Raw genomic sequence first — 17,661 nt, forward strand, 5'->3', positions numbered from 1 at the left:
AATGCATATGAACCAGTCAGCTCTTACCCTTACAATTGCTGCAGGAACTGCGGCTGGCGTCGTCATTCGCCCTTTCCGGCTACCTGAAGCCGTCTGGGCCGTCCTGGGCGCAGGATTGATCCTTGTCCTTGGTATCCTCAATCCGGCGGAAATCTGGGCGGGCGTGGCAAAGGGAACCGATGTTTACCTGTTCCTGATCGGCATGATGCTGCTGTCCGAACTTGCTCGCAGAGAAGGACTTTTCGACTGGGTCGCGGCAATTGCCACATCCCGTGCCAAGGGATCGCCGAAAAGGCTGTTTGCGCTTATCTACGCCGTCGGAGTGGTCGTAACAGCTCTTCTGTCTAACGATGCGACCGCCGTTGTCTTGACACCCGCCGTATACGCCGCTTGCCGGGCCGCCAAGGTCAACGACCCGTTGCCTTATGTGTTCATCTGCGCCTTCATCGCAAATGCTGCGAGTTTTATCCTGCCAATTTCCAACCCCGCAAACCTCGTTATCTTCGCTGGCGGCGAAATGCCCTCACTGGGCCGCTGGCTGGCGACGTTTTTCGTTCCGTCGATTGCGGCAATCATGATAACGTTCGTCGCGCTCTACGTCACGCAGCGCAAGGCGTTGTTGTCGGAGACCTTGGCCGCCGATATTCCAACACCTGCATTATCATTTCCGGCGAGGCTTGCGGGCATCGGCCTCGTTGCAACCGCCTTTGTTCTCGTCGGAGCATCGGCTGCACATCTGGACTTGGGGTTGCCCACCTTTATCGCCGCCACGGTCACCACGCTCATCGTTCTTACTGTTGCCCGGCAAAATCCATTTGGCATCGTCCGCGCGATCGACTGGAGTGTTATTCTCCTGGTGGCTGGACTTTTTGTCGTGGTAGAGGCTATCAATCAGACCGGGATGACCGCTTCCCTAGCAAGCGAGTTGACGGCGATCAGTGCCTATTCTGAGTGGCAGGCAGTAGCGATCACAGGCATCGGCTTGGCCTTCCTGTCAAACGTCGCAAACAATTTGCCGGTCGGATTGTTCGCTGGCGGCGTTGTCAATGCAGCCCATCTTTCCGACCGGCTGGCGGGGGCAGTTCTCGTCGGCGTCGACCTCGGCCCCAATCTCTCGGTCACCGGATCACTGGCAACCATACTATGGTTGTCTGCTCTCCGACGCGAAGGCATCACCGTAAGCGCGTATACGTTTCTAAAGGCGGGGGCGGTCGTGATGATCCCGGCGCTGATTGCTTCGCTGGCTGCGCTTTAGAAAGCTGGCGATGCCGTTGATCTGAAGGTAACCCTTATTGGGCCGTAAAGAACGTCAAAAGAACCTTGCCTTTTTCACCAAGCAGGCACACAAACCGGTCCGGCGCGCCCGTCTTATCTTTTCGGGCGATATACGCCTCACCGAGGACCACTGTCTTGACCGGAACGTCCTCGACACGGGTGTCAGCTTTACTGACGGCGATGCTTTCCATGTCGAGAACAAGATCGGTGATATCGGGAGCGCGCTCGCGCAACGCCAGCAGACCAGTTGACCTGCACGCATCGACAGCAGGATCTGTCACGGACTGGGCTGAGGCGCCTGACGCAATCAGGCAGATCGTGAACGTGGCAAACACTCTTTCAAGCATCTTATCTCCTTGCGTAAAATCTGCCAGCGCACGAGATTTTCAGTCCGGCAGCGCATAAATGCGTCGACGCGATCAATCGTTCCCGCGCCGTGGAACTCTTTCCGACGGAACACCGTTTATGGGCGCCAGGCGTCGACCTGAGCGCAGTTTTCATAGGAGTGTTCATGAAGCTTATCCCTATCGCCGCCGCCCTCTCGATCCTCTCCGCAGGCGCCGCCTTCGCGCAGCAGACCGTTGCCCCGGGCGCGGATGCGATGATGGCTGGCCCTGGCATCACCATGGGCAAGGCGGCGACCACGCCGCTGAAATATGTCGAGATCAAAGATGCCGACATTGTAACGTCCAAACTGATCGGCGTGGAGATCTACAACAAGGCGAACGAGGACGTCGGCGAAATTTCCGATATCGTCATTGGTGACGGCAAATCGGTAATTGGCGTGGTGGCGAGCGTCGGTGGTTTTCTCGGCATTGGTGAAAGCTACATCGTCATCGATCCGGCATCGCTGGCCCTGGCAGACGATAACGGCACTTGGAAGGCTTACGTGGACACCAACAAGGACGATCTGTCCAAGGCTCCGAAGTTCGACTATTCGAAGCTGAAAAAGTGATGTTTTAGGAAGTGGGGCACGCTACGCGAAAATCAGGCGTGCCCCGAATAGCGCCACGATATCTCAACCCCGTGACGCTATTAGAGTTGCGGGAAAATGGTAAAGGAATAATGAAAAGGGCTCGCAATAGGTTCGAAGGCGCGCCCTTATTGGCATTTAAGCCGCGGGTTCCCCACCAAACACGGCCGCATTGGGATATCGCAACACAGGATTGCCAGACCGCTTATAGCCGCTAGCGGCCGTTGGATCGGCCTAGGCTCAAAGACCCTGTGGCGTGTGCGTGACCGGCCGAGCCTAATACAACCACATCTTTATGCAGGCATTTCGCACTTTTGATATGCTGCGGGACGTCGCAGCGACGACAGACGGTGCATTTCGCTAGGGAGCTGGCTCGGACCGCACCCGAGCCTGAGCATCGACCAAACGGGAGGGATCGACATTGGATAAAACGCCGGCCAAAGAAGCGCATGAGGCTGAAACCCGTTTGACCCCCGAGCAGATGGAAGACGCGCGCAAGGCGTATCTGCTTCGGCGTTTCTGGATCAGTGGCCGCGAGTACTGGGGTCGCAACGGAGACCGGCTGGCCTGGGCCTCATCGATTGGTCTCCTCCTCCTCATAGCCATCAACGTTGCCTTCCAGTATGGGATCAATGTCTGGAACCGTGGCCTCTTCGACGCCATTGAGCAGCGCAATGCGTCGACAGTCTACTTTCTTGGGGCGGTGTTTCCGCCGCTCGTTCTGGGGTGCGTCGCAGTCGTCACCATCCAGGTTTACGTGCGCATGCTCATACAGCGACGCTGGCGATCCTGGCTTACGAAAGCGCTGATTGCTCGCTGGTTGGCAAACGGGCGCTATTACCAGCTCAATCTTATCGGCGGCGATCACCAGAACCCGGAAGCGCGGCTATCGGAAGATATGCGCATCGCTACCGAATCCCCCGTCGACTTTGTCGCCGGCGTGATCGCTGCGTTCGTCTCGGCGTCCACCTTTATCGTCGTGCTATGGACGATAGGCGGCGCCCTGCGCCTGCCTATTGCGGGGATGACCATCACGATTCCGGGCTTTCTCGTCGTGACAGCGGTTATCTACGCGCTCGTAACTTCCGGTTCGATCACATTTATAGGAAGGCGGTTCGTTCGTGTCTCCGAAGCAAAAAATCAGGTCGAAGCGGAATTTAGGTATACCCTGACCCGTGTACGCGAGAATGGTGAGAGTATAGCCCTTTTGGGTGGCGAGGAAGAAGAGCGCAACGATCTCGACAAAACATTCGCCAATGTGCGCCAACAGTGGCGGCTGCTCGCCCATCAGCATATGCGCACAACGCTTGTTTCGCACGGCTCCATGCTGATCGCGCCGGTGGTCCCGGTGCTGCTGTGTGCACCCAAATTTCTCGATGGCAGCATGACGCTTGGGCAGGTCATGCAGGCAGCGTCGGCCTTCACCATCGTCCAAAGTGCGTTTGGGTGGCTGGTCGACAACTACCCGCGGCTTGCCGACTGGAACGCCAGTGCCCGGCGCGTGGCGTCGTTGATGATGTCGCTGGACGGGTTGGAAAACGCTGAAAAGAGCCAATCCCTGGATCGGATCAAGCGCGGCGAGACAGAAGGCGAGACCATGCTCAGCTTGAACGACGTCTCGGTCGCGCTCGGAGACGGGACCGCTGTCGTCAAAGAGACGCAGGTCGAAGTCGGACCGGGTGAACGCGTGCTGGTCGCCGGAGAGTCGGGATCAGGAAAAAGCACCCTGGTGCGAGCGATCGCAGGCCTGTGGCCGTGGGGCGGAGGCAGCGTCAATTTCCATCCCGGCAAGCAGCTATTCATGTTGCCGCAGCGGCCTTACATCCCCTCGGGCACGCTCCGACGTGCCGTATCCTACCCGCAGCCCGCGGACAGCCATACGGAAGACGAATTGCAAACCGCTCTAGAGAAAGTCGGACTGGGTCATTTGATCGAGAAAATCGAAGAAGATGCTCCGTGGGACCACACCTTGTCCGGCGGCGAAAAGCAGCGACTAGCCTTCGCGCGCCTGCTGCTCAACGACCCCGACATTATCGTGCTTGATGAGGCAACCTCGGCGCTTGACGAAAAGACACAGGACAAGATCATGGAAATGCTGATCGACGAGCTGCCGGACGCAACAATCGTAAGCGTTGCCCACCGCGCCGAACTGGAGGCCTTCCATAGCCGTAAGATCACGCTTGAGAAGCGGGAAGGCGGAGCGAGGCTCGTCAGCGACGTCGACCTAGCACCCTACCGAAAACAACGCAACGTCCTGACCAAGCTCACCAAATATTCTCGCAAACTGAAGAAGGTCCCTTAGGCAGCGAAGCTTAACCGCATGTGCCGGCATCGCAAAGCCAGCCGGGAGCGCGCGGGTGCCATCAAAAGCAAACTGCCAGGGATCGATTCCGCCACACGGCCCCTGCATTCGCGGCAGCAAGGGGGACCGGCCGCAGGAGGGCGGAGCGGCCGGTCCCGCGTCGCAGCACGAGCGACGCATCGCGCAAACGCGCGTATCCGCCGTTGGCGGCTCGGCGGACTTTGCTGTTACGTTCGAGATCGTCCTTAGATCAGTTCTGCGGCCGCCCTCTCGCCAGCAGGCGCTGCAGCGTACGGCGATGCATGTTCAATTGCCTGGCGGTCATCGAGACGTTTTTTCCCGTCGCCTCGAAGACACTGTTGATGTGTTCCCAGCGCATCAGTTGCGGCGAGGTCAGCGGGACGTCAGTGCGCTCTGCAGTCGGTCTGGTGAAACCCAGAACTTCGAGGATCTCATCGGCATCCGCCGGCTTGCTCAAAAATTCAGTCGCGCCCAGCTTGACGGCAGTCACGGCAGCCGGAACACTTCCATAACCGGTCAGGACCAGGATTTTCGAGAAGGGGAATTCTCTTTGCATCGCCGTGACCAAGTCGAGGCCGCTTTCATCACCGATCCGCAAATCGGTGATCAGGACGTCGAAATCACGGGCGGACAAGGCGGCGTAAGCAGCATCGAGACACGTAGCGGTCGCGGCACGGAAGCCTCGGTTGGACAGAGCAAGTGCAAGCCTCTGCGCGAAGACCTTATCATCGTCGACGATCAGAAAACGTGCCTTCGGTTCCTCGGCTTGGGCCATCCTAACCCTCCGTTTCAGTTACCCCGCTATTACGGTGAGATCACCCTCCCGGATCGCATCGCCGCAAAAGCATCTACCAGGCAATCGCGCTGCCGTCATAGGCGAAGAACCCACCATTTTGTGCAGACGTGAGACCGTCTGCGGTCTGAAGTATCAGCCTTGAGGCTCGATCCGGCGCTTGTCGCGCGTGGCCGCCCGAAAATGGCTCCGTCAGTGTCGTGGCGACAGTACCGGGGTGGATAGCGACGAGGATGGCATGTGGCTTCGTCCGCGACAGTTCGATAGACGTCGTTTTGACTATCTGATTGAGGGCTGCCTTTGCGCTTCGATACGAGATCCATCCGCCCAGTCTGTTGTCGCCGATCGATCCGACCCTCGCAGAGAGCACGACAAAGAGAGAGCGTTCCTTTCGCGGCAGCAGCGGCATAAAGTGTTTGAGCACAATGGCTGGCCCGATGGCGTTGGTCGAGAACTGCTTTGCCATAACGTCATGATCGATCTGCCGGATGGCCTTTTCCGGACCGTGGCCATCGATGGTGAGAGCTCCTGTGGCGCAGATTATCAGGTGGAATGTCCGTGCGCCGAGGGTGGCGGCATGCGCTTTTACCGTCCACTCCTTCTCGACTTCCAGCCCATCATCCGATCGAGACAACCTGACGATTTCGCCAGCCCTCGGATCCTGACGGATCGCTTCGGCAATTGCAGAACCAATTCCTCCCGAAGCGCCTATGACAATCGAAGCATATCCTTCGGGAAGCGAACGCATGGAAAACACGGATTGCCCTCTCACTGCATGTAAGGTCGCCGATGTCTCGCGGTGCTCGATGGTCTCATCGACGGAGGCCTTCTCGATATGCGCTATACGGTTAAGGAAAGTGCGCGGATCGACCAGCCACACAGAATTATTGACTTGACGGTTGGTACGCCTGACCTGACGTCCCTTCGTCTCATGATCGGAAATTGATCTGTCATGCGAGCGGCTGCTATGCGTCGCAACCAATCAAAGATGTCTTACGAAGGAACCCGGCGGCGGCGTCTTCGTTTGTAATGCTGTTATGAGGCTGAAGACGAAGCTATCGTTGGTGTGCACGGCCATCGCAGTGCTTATGGCGGCGATCGCTGCTGCATATGTGCTCCCTACGGTGACGGGCATGGAGCGTCCCAGAAACTTCGACGTCCCGTGATTGTCAGCCGTCCCATCATTCTCGCGCACGAGGTTTTGACCGGTCCAGAGGACGCCGGACCGGTCGATCGTCAGCGTTACTGAGCGGCAGGCGCGGCCGGCTTTTCCGGCGAGGCTGCGGGCTTCTCCGCGGCAGGCGCCTCGACTGCAGGAGCATTGACAGTAACGCTCGTGCCGCCGCCACCCTTTCCGCCGTGAATATCGATTACTCCGGTGAACAGCAGCAGAGCGCCGATGGCGACAACTGCAAGGACAACAGCAACCGCCCAGCCACCGTTGCCACCGCCTGTGTTAATAACTGTCGGCCCGCGATCTTCCATATCCAATCCTCCTCTTGAGCGATAACCCAGCACAGCATTCCCTTGAAATTCCAGTGCCTTAGGCTTGTTTCTGCCAACAGATAATTCGATCGGCGACTGTTTGTTCCAAATGCGGTCGCCGGTCAGACCAAGGTCCGGGGTGGGTCGCACCGATTGAATGATGCTTGGGATGGACGACCACCGCCCTGCGATCGCTCAGGCAATCTTTCCTCCAGACCAAGACGTCTCGAGGTTTGACTGTCGGATAAGCTACGCTTGCAGTGAGCCGCTCGTCGAAGCCGCGGACGGCGATCGAGACATGACCTGCGCTCTCAAAGATGTCGGCGCCCTTTCCAGGACAAATCTCGCCCGCCGCGGTCTCTGACCCAGCACAGGGAAAGCGGCGTCAACTCGTCGCCAGAGCATGCTCGCACGGGATCCGCTGGGCTGACGGTTACCAGCGGTGATTGCCGGTGGTGTCCTGTCCACTTGTCAGACGCTCATCATGACGATCTTGCGCGCCGATACGCGATGCATTTGGCCATGCACGCGCGCCGACGCCGATCCTCACGACGCCACCATCCGTCGTCGAGACATCACGGGAGGGCCAAACATTTCGACAGGACGAGGGCCAAGCCATCGATCGTGAATGGCTTCGCCAGCTGAAATGCATCCTCGATGCCGGAGGCCGCCCTGGCGCTGTCGTCGCCGCTCGCAAAGACAATCCGCACTGTTGGCCATCGCTCTCGGACACGTTTGGCCAGATCCGTCCCTGCCATCCCGGGAAGCCCGACATCAGTCACCAAAATATCGATCTGTTCCTCTTCTAAAACGGCGAGCGCATCTTCAGCCGAGCCGGCTTCATGAACGGTATGGCCGAGCTCGCTAATCATGTCGACGGTCGCCATCAGGATCAGCGGCTCATCTTCGACCACAAGGACCCTCGTCGCTCCCGCCTCTTGATCCGGTTCGCCGTGTACAGGCGTTTGCTCCAGCCGTTCGATCCGCTCGACAGCGATCAGGTGCTGGCGGGCATTACTAAGGACATGTCGTATTTTCCGAGCAAGAGCCTCGCGGGTGTAGGGCTTTGACAGAAGTTCGACGCCGGCATCCAGCCGGCCACCGTGGACGATGGAATTTTCCGTGTATCCTGAGGTGTAAAGCACTGCCAGACCAGGCAACATTGCCTTTGCCCTGCGGGCGAGTTCTGTGCTGCGCATTGGCCCCGGCATTACGACGTCGGTGAACAGCAAATCGATCAGCATCCCGCTATTGACGATGGCAAACGCCGACTGGGCGTCATGCGCCTTGAGAACGCGATAACCGAGATCGGTTAGAAGAGCGACGGAAGTCTCCCGCACAGCCTCGTCGTCTTCGACCACAAGAATGGTCTCGGTGCCTCCCTCAACCGGCATGGCACTCAGGTTCGCCACGCCGTCCTCGACCTGCATCGTTCGCGGCATATAGAGCTTGATCGTCGTACCATGACCGACTTCGGTGTAAATCTTGAGATGGCCACCAGATTGCTTCAGGAAGCCGTAAACCATGGATAATCCAAGGCCGCTTCCCTTGCCTTCTGACTTTGTGCTGAAGAACGGTTCAAGCACATGGTCGATGATATCATCGGCGATCCCCGATCCTGTATCTGTTACCGCCACCAGTACATATTGGCCGGGCCGGACGTCTTCCTGCGCACGGGCGTAATCGTCATCAAGCACCGCGTTCGCTGTTTCGATTGTCAGGCGTCCGCGCCCATCCATGGCATCCCTGGCATTGATTGCCAGATTGAGAATCGCGTTCTCAAGCTGACCCGGATCAATTAAGGTGTTCCACAAGCCACCAGAAACGATGGTCTCGAGCTCGACCTCCTCGCCCAGCGCGCGCCGCAGCATGTCGTCCATGTTCTGGATTAACTTGCGGCAGTTGATGACCTTCGGTTCAAGCGGCTGGCGGCGACCGAATGCCAGGAGTTGGGATGCCAATTTCGCGCCTCGGGCAACGCCGGACAAGGCGTTTTCCAGACGCTGCTGCGCCCTCGCGTTTCCGTCGACATCCTTGGAGAGGAGCTGAAGGTTTCCGCTTACAACCTGCAAGAGATTGTTGAAGTCGTGCGCAACACCGCCCGTGAGATTTCCAAGAGCCTCCATCTTTTGCGCCTGCCGCAAGGCCATCTGCGCAGTTTCGCGTTCCACGGTTTCTTTTTCAAGCTGTAGCAGTGCGGTTCGAAGTTCGTGCGTACGCTGCTCAACCCGCTGTTCAAGAGTATGGTTGAGGCTCTGGAGCTGATCCTCCGCCCTCTTCTGGTGCGTTACGTCGAAGCCATCAACAAATATCCCTGTGACCTGGCCATCCGTCCCAACAATCGGCTGATAGATCAGGTTGATGAAACGTTCGTCCGGCTCCTTGTCGCCCTCTCGCTGCAAAAATACCTGCAGGTTCCGACCGATATAGGGCTTGCCCGACTGGAACACGCTATCCAGCAGCTCAATGAAGCCCTGTCCAGCAACCTCTGGAAGCGCGTCTTTGACACTCAAGCCGAGAAGCTGCCGGGGGCCAACCAATTGCAGGTAAGCATCATTGACAAGTTCGAAGACGTGATCCGCTCCGCTTAAAATGCACATGAAGCTTGGCGCCTGCTGGAACAGCTCTCGCATCCGGTCTCTCTCGGCGGTGCGAAGCTCGACTTCCGACGACAGCTGGCGATTAAGCAGCTCAAGAGCGATTGCCGCCTGCTCCCTCATCTGAGCTGCCTCGCTGAGAGCTTCCGCTCGCCGGCGCTCGGTTTCGAAGGCTTCGGCGCTTGCCAGGCGAGACGCAATCTGCCCCGCGATGAGCTTCAGGAAGTCGACATACTCGTCGCTGATCGCGCGGTGATAGTTGAGGCCGCTGATGAGTACGCCCTTGGGATTGTCCCCGCCCTGTCCGATCAGGGGGACGATAGCCGCCTTCTCGGGCGCCCTTGGCCATGGTCCGGATGGAACACTATCGGCTTCTGCCAGGTCAACCAGATCCACCACTTGATCTGTCCAAGCGCGTTTTAAATTCCAAAGCCCGGAACTGCCCGTGACGATGCAGGGCAATAAAGGATTGTCATCCGACCCGCCACTTATCCATTGCCGTCTGGCGTTGCCATGCTCATCGAACAAGTAAAGCGCACTAAACGGAAGATCCTGAAGATTTCCTGCGAGAGCGGAGAAGGACGCTTCGACGACCTCTCGCTGAGTGTCGGCAGCTGCAAGTCCCGAAGCCAGCGCTCGCATCGTCGAGATACGCCTTTCGCCGATGACCCTCTCGGTCTCCTCGGCCACCGCGCAAAACACACCCTCAACCTTGCCGCTGTCGCCAATTAACGGGCTGTAGGAGAACGTGTGATAGGTTTCTTCAGAATAACCGCTGCGTTCGAGCAGAAGCAACAAAGCGCGGTCCCAGGTCGACTGCCCGGTCTCATAAACGGTCTCCAGGCGCCCTTTGATATCGTCCCAGATCTCCGCCCAGAGAATTTTAGTGGGGACGGCAAGCGAATTGGGATGCTTGTTTCCAAGCGTTGGCCGGTAGGCATCATTATAGAAGAATGCGATCTCAGGTCCCCAGCCGAGCCACATCTCGAACTTCGACGTCAGCAATAACCGCAAGGCGACCTTCAGCGCTTCCGGCCATTGGTCGGGCGGTCCAAGCGAGCTACTCGCCCAATCATGCTGGCGCATCATTCGCGCCATTTCGCCGTCACCGACGAATATGTCCGAGTATCGGTCAAGAGCTTGTGTATTCATCACATTTCCCGGCAGACTATTGCAGGACCGACTTAGGCCATTGATAACGCTTGTCCAGCCCGCTAGTTCTGAAGGCCACGTTTTTTTGCAGGAAGAGATCTAAGATGGGTGAAGGGTCGCAGCCGGAATGGAGCGCGAATGAACTCAGGCTGGCGATCAAGTCGGCCGGCGTCGCACTCTGGAGCTGGATGGTGGATGATGACACGTTCGTTATGGATGCCAAGGCCTACGAGCTCTGGGACATCGCTGCAACAGAGCAACTTACCTTCGAACACCTTTCCGCCAAGGTCCATCCCGCCGACCGCGATCGGGTCAGAGCTGCCTTCGTAGCGACCCGTGCCATCGACGGTGCCTTTGAAATTGATTTCCGCATTCTGACCGATGCATCCGATGTCCGATGGATTTCCGCTAGGGGCCAGGGGAACGACGGCGATGCCGCCACGAAGAAAATGACTGGCATCTTTCTGGACGTGACAGGTCGCAAGCAGGCCGAGGAGGGTCATGAGCTTCTCGCGGGCGAGATGAGCCATCGCGTGAAGAACTTGCTGGCCCTAGCAGCCGGTCTGACGAACATTACGTCGCGGTCCGCCGAGACCAAGGAGGAGATGGCAAAGCAGCTGACACAACGCCTGACTGCGCTTGGCCGAGCCCACGAGCTCGTTCGGCCTCTGCCGAATGGGCAGGGCAACGCGGCTCTGCTGGGGGATCTGTTCAGCGTAATCTTGGCGCCCTATGACGATGTCGGTGCCTTTGCGGGACGCATCCGTGTGGCTGTCCCGCGCATGGGCATCGGGGAAAAGGCCGCGACAAGCCTTGCCCTTGTCGTTCATGAGCTGGCAACAAATTCCCTAAAATACGGCGCGCTGTCGAATGATGCCGGCTTGCTGGACATATCCGGCCGCGTCAACGATGACGAGGTCGAAATCGTCTGGACGGAAAGCGGAGCTAATCGAACCTCGACACCGGTGTCGGCAGAGGGATATGGCAGCAAGCTCCTGCAGCGAACCATTTCCGGTCAACTTGCTGGTTCGATCGACTACAACTGGATAGAGGGGGGTGTCGTGGTAACGCTGAGGATGAGAGAAGCTCACCTCACGGTGTAGCCCGGCAGCCCCGTTCGCGTCCTTTTTGAAGATGGATCCGGATTTCGTCGCTATCGGCTCGTGACGACTATGTTGACTGTCTGCGAGACCACCAGCTGTCCCGCACGAACCATCGCTCGATCGCGCCAACGATCATTACAGATGTGCCGGCGAACCCAGCCCAATCTGGATTCGTGCCAGCGGCGCCTTAAGCTTCCAAACAATCAGCCCGTCGGTGAAACTCCATTCCGCCTGACCAGACAGAGCCGAGGGCACCAGCTTGGCGAGAACGAGAGCTCCGAAGCCCTCTTCTTGCGCGAGCAGATCAGCATAGGCCGCTGCCGGCTCGGACCAAACGAGTTCGAGAACATCCCCACCTTCAGAACCGATCAGGCACCATCTCACAGATATGCTTCCGGCATCCGTTACCCCGAAACGCATCGCATTCATGATCAGTTCGTGAAAGGCCATGCCGAGATTGAGAACGGCATTGGCGTCCAGCACTATCTCGGGCCCGGCCACCTGGACTGGTTGCAGATCCTCAAAGGACTTGAGCTGATGCGTCACGAGATCAGCAAGGCTGACACCAGCCCAGTCAACATGGGAGAGCAGGTCATGAGAATGCGATAGCGCCATAATGCGCTCTCGAACCCGTTTCTCGAAATCTTCGATCGACCGCGAGCGTGTCGCCGTCTGCCTTATGACAGCAAGAACGACGGCATACTGATTTTTGACGCGATGATTGATTTCCCGCATGAGCAGGCGAAGCCGCCGGTCGGTCTCGCGCGTTTCTGAAATGTCCCGCGCGATACTCGATGCACCGACAAGTATACCGTCGCGGCTTTTGATCGGCGAGATTGTAATGGAAATCGGCACGATCCGTCCGTCTCGGGAGCGTCGCGTCGTTTGAAAGGGCTCTATCCGCTCCCCCAGCTTCAGCCGACGCAGAATATCGGCTTCCTCATCGCGCCTGTCATCGGGGATTATGAGATAAATCGGCTTTCCAATGGCCTCACTTTCCGTATAACCGAACATGCCTTCGGCAGCCTTGTTCCAGCTTACGATAATGCCTGAAAGATCCTTGCTGATGATGGCGTCGAACGACGATTCTACAATGGCTGCAAGGCGTTCTGCGCTGTGCTCTTCCATGGACGACCGATGACCTTTTATGAATTGCGCTACCGTGATTTAGGCAGTCGCCTGACAGATCAACCTCGCGAGCCATAAAAAAGTTCAATCAACGCATCGCGCCCGCACAAAAAAATCGCCTGGTTCTGCTCCACGTTCAGGCACGGTCGTAAGTAAATGAGGTGAGCAGTGTGGTCACGAAATTGCTTGCCCGTTCTTTGACGAGAACTTCCGTCCACTCATTCGTTCCTCTCAGCCTGAGATCGGTATGAATGCTGTCGACCGCGGCTTCTTCGATGCGCGCGATTTGTTCCTTGAAGTGGGACTCGCCGCCGGCTCGGTACATATCGCGGATGACCATCCGCAAGATCTCCTGAATAGCTATCTGCCAGGCGGTGTTGATTGCCTGAAGTTCGTTCGTGTCCGGTGCCATAGGTTGCCTTTCGGTTGATGGGCCAAGCATGACGCCGCGCGCTGATGGTCCGGGCGGGTCCGAAAACTAGGCCTGCCTTGCCTTGCGGTTGGCGTAACGCCGGTCGCGCTCAGCCTTTCGTGCGGCCTCGTCTTCGATCACCCGCGCGATGCGCGCGTTTTCGGCGGCTTCTTTCGCCTGGTTTTCGGCAACAGCTGCAGCCTCGAGTGCGGCCTGATGCGCTGCCATCTCGTTCCTGGTCCGCTCCTGTTCCTCAAGCTTGAGGCGCTCCCGTTCGACGCGCCGCTCTTCGCGCGCAGTCGCGACAGCCATTCGTTCGGCCTGCCTTTCGAGCTTGGAAGGTGCTGCCGCAGCCTGGGCTGCGCGATAGGCATTGAGAAGATCTGTCTTCGCGGCGGCGGATGCAGCCCGGCGATCGACGATGTCTGTATTCTTGGCGTTCTTCATTCTGGTCTCATGTCTCTTCGTAGAAAATCAGCGCGACTTCACACCTGCGGTGTTAACCGCGGTAGCCGCCATGCGCTCTTCAGACTCTTTGGCAAGACGGGCCTCTCTCAGCCTCTGCGTCTTTGCGTCCCTTGCCTGAGCGACGGCTTCCAGTTCCTCTGCCGCATGGTTCTTGGCGAAGAACTGGGCCTGCGTCTGCACGGCACTAAAGGCATTTTCAGCGCGCTGGCGGGACTTACTGTATGTTTCTGTCATTAGAACCTCGATCATCCGGCGCTCCGCCGAAAATAAAAAGGCCAGGCGTGACGCCCGGCCTCAACGAAACAGCTTCCGGCAGTGCCAGTACATCCGTGGTCAAAGGGAAGCATGTTTCAATTCACGCGGCCTGAAGATTGACGGCCGACATCTTGCCCGACTTCCTGTCGCGCTCCAGCTCGAAGCCGATCTTCTGGCCTTCGACCAGCTCGCGCATTCCCGCGCGCTCGACTGCCGAGATATGGACGAACGCGTCAGCGTCGCCATTGTCAGGCTGGATGAAGCCGAAGCCTTTGGTGGTGTTGAACCATTTTACGGTGCCAGTGGTCATGATAAACCCTTTCAAAGCATAGAGTGAAGAACTGCGAAGCCGATGCCGCGCAGGTGAAAACCGACTATTTTTGAAAGAAAAGTTCGCTTAGGGCGCGTTGCAAATCGCGCGGTGAACAAAGCTCGGCAAGCAAAAGATCGATGAACCAATAGATAGAGCAAGGAACGCATCGCGTCAACGTTTAGTTCTCGATTTAACTGCATTGCATCTTCAGATTGCATGCGTGGCAGCCATGCGAGCGGGCCGTGGCCGGGGGACAGTTCGTTTGAGCGTCCGCAATTCCGCTGGCTTGGCCTGGCCAAGTGATGCTCGACGGTTCAAGGTGTGACGGTACGGCGATGATGATCAAGCATGACCTTCATGCGGAAGACTTACCCAGGGCTTATTCGCCCGATCCAGTGGTGGCCCAATCGTCATCTGATCTTCAGACGCAAGCGGGCTTGAAAGGCCATCGCCGTATCGCGGCGCCTGAGACTGGCGCGGCTGGATCATGACAATGCGCCCCCCGGGATGTGTCCCGCAGGTTCGGCGCAACGCGATCGCAGAAGATACCGTCCCCTGCCGGCAGCAAACACAACATGTTCCGACCATCTCGGAGACACCCGGCTGGCGCAATGCCGCGCCAGCTGTTTTCGTATACCTTTGACGCTCTCACCGTGGCACGCCTTTCGCGACACGTGGCGATCTGGGCGTCGCAATGAGGGAATGAACCCTCTGTCAGCGGCTTGACGCGTTTCGCGGCTGACTGCACCTCATGATCCGTCCTGGCGGTCAAGTTCCTTGAGCGCTGACTGGATCTCGTCGATCGATACTGGTTCAGGCGTTCCGGGCAAGTGCCGGAGAGCCGGTTTCGAAACCACCGCGTAGAGATCTGAGGCCCAGGCCGCAAGGATGGTGCGCCTGTCATCGAGCGAAAGCGAGTGGGATCTTACGACATCCATCGGACGGGCGAGTTGCATGCCCTGCATCAATACTGCCGGTCCCATCGACACGACATTGTCGACTGCCTGCTGCAAGACTGTGTTCATCACGGCAACACCTCACTGAACATGCGGATCGCGATCGCCGCGCCTGCGCAATGCTGCAATCGCCGAGGCTTCGGGCGCCATCAGATCATGTTTCTCCGCAAATGCCGTGAACAGACCACGGGCGGTCTCGGCCTCGATCTCACCGCGAAGGACCGCTTGACACGCCTTCAGAGCAACGGAGTGAGCCGTATCTCTGAACGAGGCGGGCCACTCAGCAAGGTAGCGGTAAGCATCCATCGCGCCGCGTATTTCGGCGGGAAAGCCCAAGCCGACCAAGATCGTGATCGGCTGTCTAAACATATCGGGTTTCATTGTTCGTCTCCTTCCAAACCCTTTGCGTTGAGAGGCGCCACCGCGGTGGCGCCTGCTTTCCAAGCGGGCTTGATCACGCCGCCTTCTGCCCTTCGATCTGAGGGCGGCCGCGTGTGTTCGAAGCAGGTGAACTCTCGATTGCAATCTTGCGCGGTTTCAGCGCCTCCGGGATTTCTCGAACAAGATCAATCGACAATAGACCATTGCTCAAATCGGCGCCGTCCACCCTGACATGGTCAGCAAGCTCGAAACGATGCTCAAAGGATCGGCCGGAGATCCCGCGATGAAGGTAGGCTTCGCCAGAGCCTTCCTGCTTCTTGCCAGTCACCGTCAGGAGATTTGACTGGAAGGTGATATCGAGATCGCCGTCTGCAAAGGCGGCAACCGCAATCGAGATACGGTAGCTGTCATCGCCGGTCTTGACGATATCATAAGGTGGCCAATCGCTCGTCGAGCGGGCGCGCTGGGCGTTTTCAAGAAGATCGAAAAGCCGGTCAAAGCCGACGGTCGATCGGAACAACGGTGCGTAGTCGTAAGATGTTGCCATAGCCATATCCTCCTTGAAGCAACATGGGTACGGGAGCGCTCTAAGTGGCGCCCCTAGCAAGGCCAGCTCCGTTCCAGCAGCTGGCGCAAAACGATTTGGTTTCAAGATTTGCGGTTTCAAGACCGGCAAAAAAGAAAATTTGCGATTTAAGGTTCCGCATGAGATTGGCTCTTTCCCGGAATGCCCACCATCGGCAATTTATAGTTTCTGTGCGTGCGTCCCTGCGCCGCGGATGTGTCCGTCACGACCAATGTCAGAGAGCGTTGCGGCACTGAAGCGGCCTTGTGCGGATTGTTTTAAAGGATGGTAGCGTCGAGCGAGCCTTGCGCCGCATTGGCAAAACATCGACCTGATCGTTGCCCTGGCGTACGAGCCGCTCTTCACGCTGCTCGATGTGCGAGGGAAGCCAGGGCGCGTCAAGATGGCAGGCTTTGAGGCGTCACTGAGCATTCACCGCGGTGCCGATGGTCTCTGAACTGCCCACAAGAACCGAGGTTTGCCAGCAGGGACGCGCATTCCATACAGGATTTCAGGACGACCAAAGCCAAGCAACGACCGATCGCTAGCGGGCCCTGCAGTTGGGTCGCACACGAGCTAGAATGAGCAGCAAAGCTCTTTCAGGGTCAGTTTAGCTTGAACTCGCCATCAACGCGCCGCCATTCGTTTGGCCCGACCAGCCTCTGATGGCTGTAACGGACCGAATGCAGCGCTCCATCGAGCGATGCCTCCCAGAAATGAAGGAACCTGCGCATCACCGGAAAGTCGGGAGCCTGATCATAGTCTTGCCAGACGTAGGTCTGCAGGACGGACACAAAGTCGGGGATACGATAGAGGATGTGTGCGGTGGTTAGCCCGTAACCATTGAGCTGGCGGTCCAGATCCGATGAAAACTGCATAGCGAAGCTCCATTTTTCTGCGTGATCATGGTGGCGCAAAACGGCGCCGCGATCAACGCACCTCACCCATAATCCATATTTTATCGTTAGATTTCATTTTGTTAGCAGCCACGTGGGGTGAGTGCTAATTTTTTGTCGCCACCTACTTGAAATCAAAAAATCTCGAAAATAAATTTTTCGCGCGAACGCTCGGGTTGAGGTTCGCACCCGCCCTGACTGTCATCCGGTCCGGTCCGGGTTCAACGTCATTATTTTTGCTCAATGGAGGAAAACATGTCGTTCCGACCGCTTCATGATCGCATTCTCGTGCGCCGCATCGAGAGCCAGGAAAAAACCAAAGGCGGCATCATCATACCCGATACCGCCAAGGAAAAACCCCAAGAGGGCGAGGTTGTTGCCGTCGGCGGCGGCGCGCGCAATGACGCGGGCGAGGTTCAGGCGCTCGACGTCAAGGCGGGTGATCGCATCCTGTTTGGCAAATGGTCGGGTACCGAGATCAAGATCAACGGCGAAGACCTGCTGATCATGAAGGAAAGCGACGTTCTTGGCGTTATCGAGGCCGAGGTCGAACAGAAGAAAGCCGCCTGACCGCTGGCTGTCAGGC

Annotated in this window: 19 protein-coding genes and 1 pseudogene; 5 read left to right on the forward strand and 15 right to left on the reverse strand. The window is 57.8% G+C overall.

Annotated features, from left to right (window positions below; genetic code table 11):
* The first annotated feature begins 7 nt into the window (after positions 1 to 7).
* Entirely contained in the window at positions 8 to 1,255 is a 1,248-nt protein-coding gene (locus tag ACODR6_RS22820; protein WP_203431259.1) for an arsenic transporter, read from the forward strand.
* A 34-nt stretch (positions 1,256 to 1,289) separates the two neighbouring features.
* Here the strand turns inward: ACODR6_RS22820 and ACODR6_RS22825 are convergent, their stop codons facing one another.
* Positions 1,290 to 1,622: a hypothetical protein gene (locus ACODR6_RS22825; protein ID WP_203431260.1), complete on the reverse strand. Its 333-nt coding sequence runs from the start codon at positions 1,620 to 1,622 to the stop codon at positions 1,290 to 1,292.
* Positions 1,623 to 1,786: 164 nt separating this feature from the next.
* On the opposite strand from ACODR6_RS22825, the gene ACODR6_RS22830 reads away from it, so the two are divergent.
* Positions 1,787 to 2,230 carry a PRC-barrel domain-containing protein gene (locus ACODR6_RS22830; protein WP_199629738.1) on the forward strand — a complete coding sequence of 148 codons (444 nt, stop codon included), beginning with the start codon at positions 1,787 to 1,789 and terminating at the stop codon, positions 2,228 to 2,230.
* A gap of 499 nt (positions 2,231 to 2,729) precedes the next feature.
* Entirely contained in the window at positions 2,730 to 4,550 is a 1,821-nt protein-coding gene (locus tag ACODR6_RS22835; RefSeq protein WP_246777767.1) for an ABC transporter ATP-binding protein/permease, read from the forward strand.
* 250 nt (positions 4,551 to 4,800) lie between these two features.
* Here the strand turns inward: ACODR6_RS22835 and ACODR6_RS22840 are convergent, their stop codons facing one another.
* The 4 genes from ACODR6_RS22840 to ACODR6_RS22855 all read right to left on the reverse strand — a co-directional run bounded on the left by ACODR6_RS22840 (position 4,801) and on the right by ACODR6_RS22855 (position 10,544).
* On the reverse strand, positions 4,801 to 5,346 hold the full coding sequence (locus ACODR6_RS22840) for a response regulator transcription factor (protein ID WP_203431262.1): 546 nt from the start codon (positions 5,344 to 5,346) through the stop codon (positions 4,801 to 4,803).
* A 73-nt stretch (positions 5,347 to 5,419) separates the two neighbouring features.
* Positions 5,420 to 6,346 carry an SDR family NAD(P)-dependent oxidoreductase gene (locus tag ACODR6_RS22845; protein WP_489024629.1) on the reverse strand — a complete coding sequence of 309 codons (927 nt, stop codon included), beginning with the start codon at positions 6,344 to 6,346 and terminating at the stop codon, positions 5,420 to 5,422.
* A gap of 260 nt (positions 6,347 to 6,606) precedes the next feature.
* Positions 6,607 to 6,999 (reverse strand): hypothetical protein, encoded by a 393-nt coding sequence (locus ACODR6_RS22850; RefSeq protein WP_246777682.1) that lies wholly within the window; start codon positions 6,997 to 6,999, stop codon positions 6,607 to 6,609.
* 425 nt (positions 7,000 to 7,424) lie between these two features.
* The gene (locus ACODR6_RS22855) at positions 7,425 to 10,544 is read right to left on the reverse strand and encodes a response regulator (protein WP_203431634.1); all 3,120 of its coding nucleotides are present in this window, start codon (positions 10,542 to 10,544) and stop codon (positions 7,425 to 7,427) included.
* 158 nt (positions 10,545 to 10,702) lie between these two features.
* On the opposite strand from ACODR6_RS22855, the gene ACODR6_RS22860 reads away from it, so the two are divergent.
* Positions 10,703 to 11,701 (forward strand): sensor histidine kinase, encoded by a 999-nt coding sequence (locus ACODR6_RS22860; protein ID WP_203431263.1) that lies wholly within the window; start codon positions 10,703 to 10,705, stop codon positions 11,699 to 11,701.
* Positions 11,702 to 11,836: 135 nt separating this feature from the next.
* Here ACODR6_RS22860 and ACODR6_RS22865 read toward each other — a convergent pair whose 3' ends face one another.
* From ACODR6_RS22865 to ACODR6_RS22910, 10 genes and pseudogenes are all read right to left on the reverse strand, one after another.
* Positions 11,837 to 12,829, reverse strand: a complete 993-nt coding sequence (locus ACODR6_RS22865; protein ID WP_203431264.1) for a sensor histidine kinase — start codon at positions 12,827 to 12,829, stop codon at positions 11,837 to 11,839.
* Positions 12,830 to 12,965: 136 nt separating this feature from the next.
* Positions 12,966 to 13,241: a hypothetical protein gene (locus ACODR6_RS22870; protein WP_112719002.1), complete on the reverse strand. Its 276-nt coding sequence runs from the start codon at positions 13,239 to 13,241 to the stop codon at positions 12,966 to 12,968.
* A 66-nt stretch (positions 13,242 to 13,307) separates the two neighbouring features.
* Positions 13,308 to 13,688, reverse strand: a complete 381-nt coding sequence (locus tag ACODR6_RS22875; RefSeq protein ID WP_112719003.1) for a DUF6481 family protein — start codon at positions 13,686 to 13,688, stop codon at positions 13,308 to 13,310.
* A gap of 27 nt (positions 13,689 to 13,715) precedes the next feature.
* Positions 13,716 to 13,943, reverse strand: a complete 228-nt coding sequence (locus tag ACODR6_RS22880) for a hypothetical protein (protein ID WP_203431635.1) — start codon at positions 13,941 to 13,943, stop codon at positions 13,716 to 13,718.
* Between the two features lie 121 nt (positions 13,944 to 14,064).
* Positions 14,065 to 14,274 carry a cold-shock protein gene (locus ACODR6_RS22885; protein WP_162708743.1) on the reverse strand — a complete coding sequence of 70 codons (210 nt, stop codon included), beginning with the start codon at positions 14,272 to 14,274 and terminating at the stop codon, positions 14,065 to 14,067.
* Positions 14,275 to 15,026: 752 nt separating this feature from the next.
* A complete protein-coding gene (locus ACODR6_RS22890; protein ID WP_210341253.1) occupies positions 15,027 to 15,302 on the reverse strand; it encodes a hypothetical protein in 276 nt (91 codons plus the stop codon).
* Positions 15,303 to 15,314: 12 nt separating this feature from the next.
* Complete coding sequence (locus tag ACODR6_RS22895) at positions 15,315 to 15,614, reverse strand: DUF982 domain-containing protein (protein WP_148194588.1); 300 nt, start codon at positions 15,612 to 15,614, stop codon at positions 15,315 to 15,317.
* A gap of 73 nt (positions 15,615 to 15,687) precedes the next feature.
* Entirely contained in the window at positions 15,688 to 16,161 is a 474-nt protein-coding gene (locus tag ACODR6_RS22900; protein WP_203431636.1) for an Hsp20 family protein, read from the reverse strand.
* A 302-nt stretch (positions 16,162 to 16,463) separates the two neighbouring features.
* Positions 16,464 to 16,648, reverse strand: a pseudogene (locus tag ACODR6_RS22905) (hypothetical protein); the annotation flags it as partial.
* 136 nt (positions 16,649 to 16,784) lie between these two features.
* Positions 16,785 to 17,057, reverse strand: coding sequence for an usg protein (locus ACODR6_RS22910; protein WP_199629739.1), 273 nt, complete (start codon positions 17,055 to 17,057; stop codon positions 16,785 to 16,787).
* 273 nt (positions 17,058 to 17,330) lie between these two features.
* On the opposite strand from ACODR6_RS22910, the gene groES reads away from it, so the two are divergent.
* On the forward strand, positions 17,331 to 17,645 hold the full coding sequence (groES, locus tag ACODR6_RS22915; RefSeq protein WP_203431265.1) for a co-chaperone GroES: 315 nt from the start codon (positions 17,331 to 17,333) through the stop codon (positions 17,643 to 17,645).
* Positions 17,646 to 17,661 lie beyond the last annotated feature (16 nt).

The sequence above is a fragment of the Rhizobium sp. FG96 genome (genome assembly GCF_057808655.1).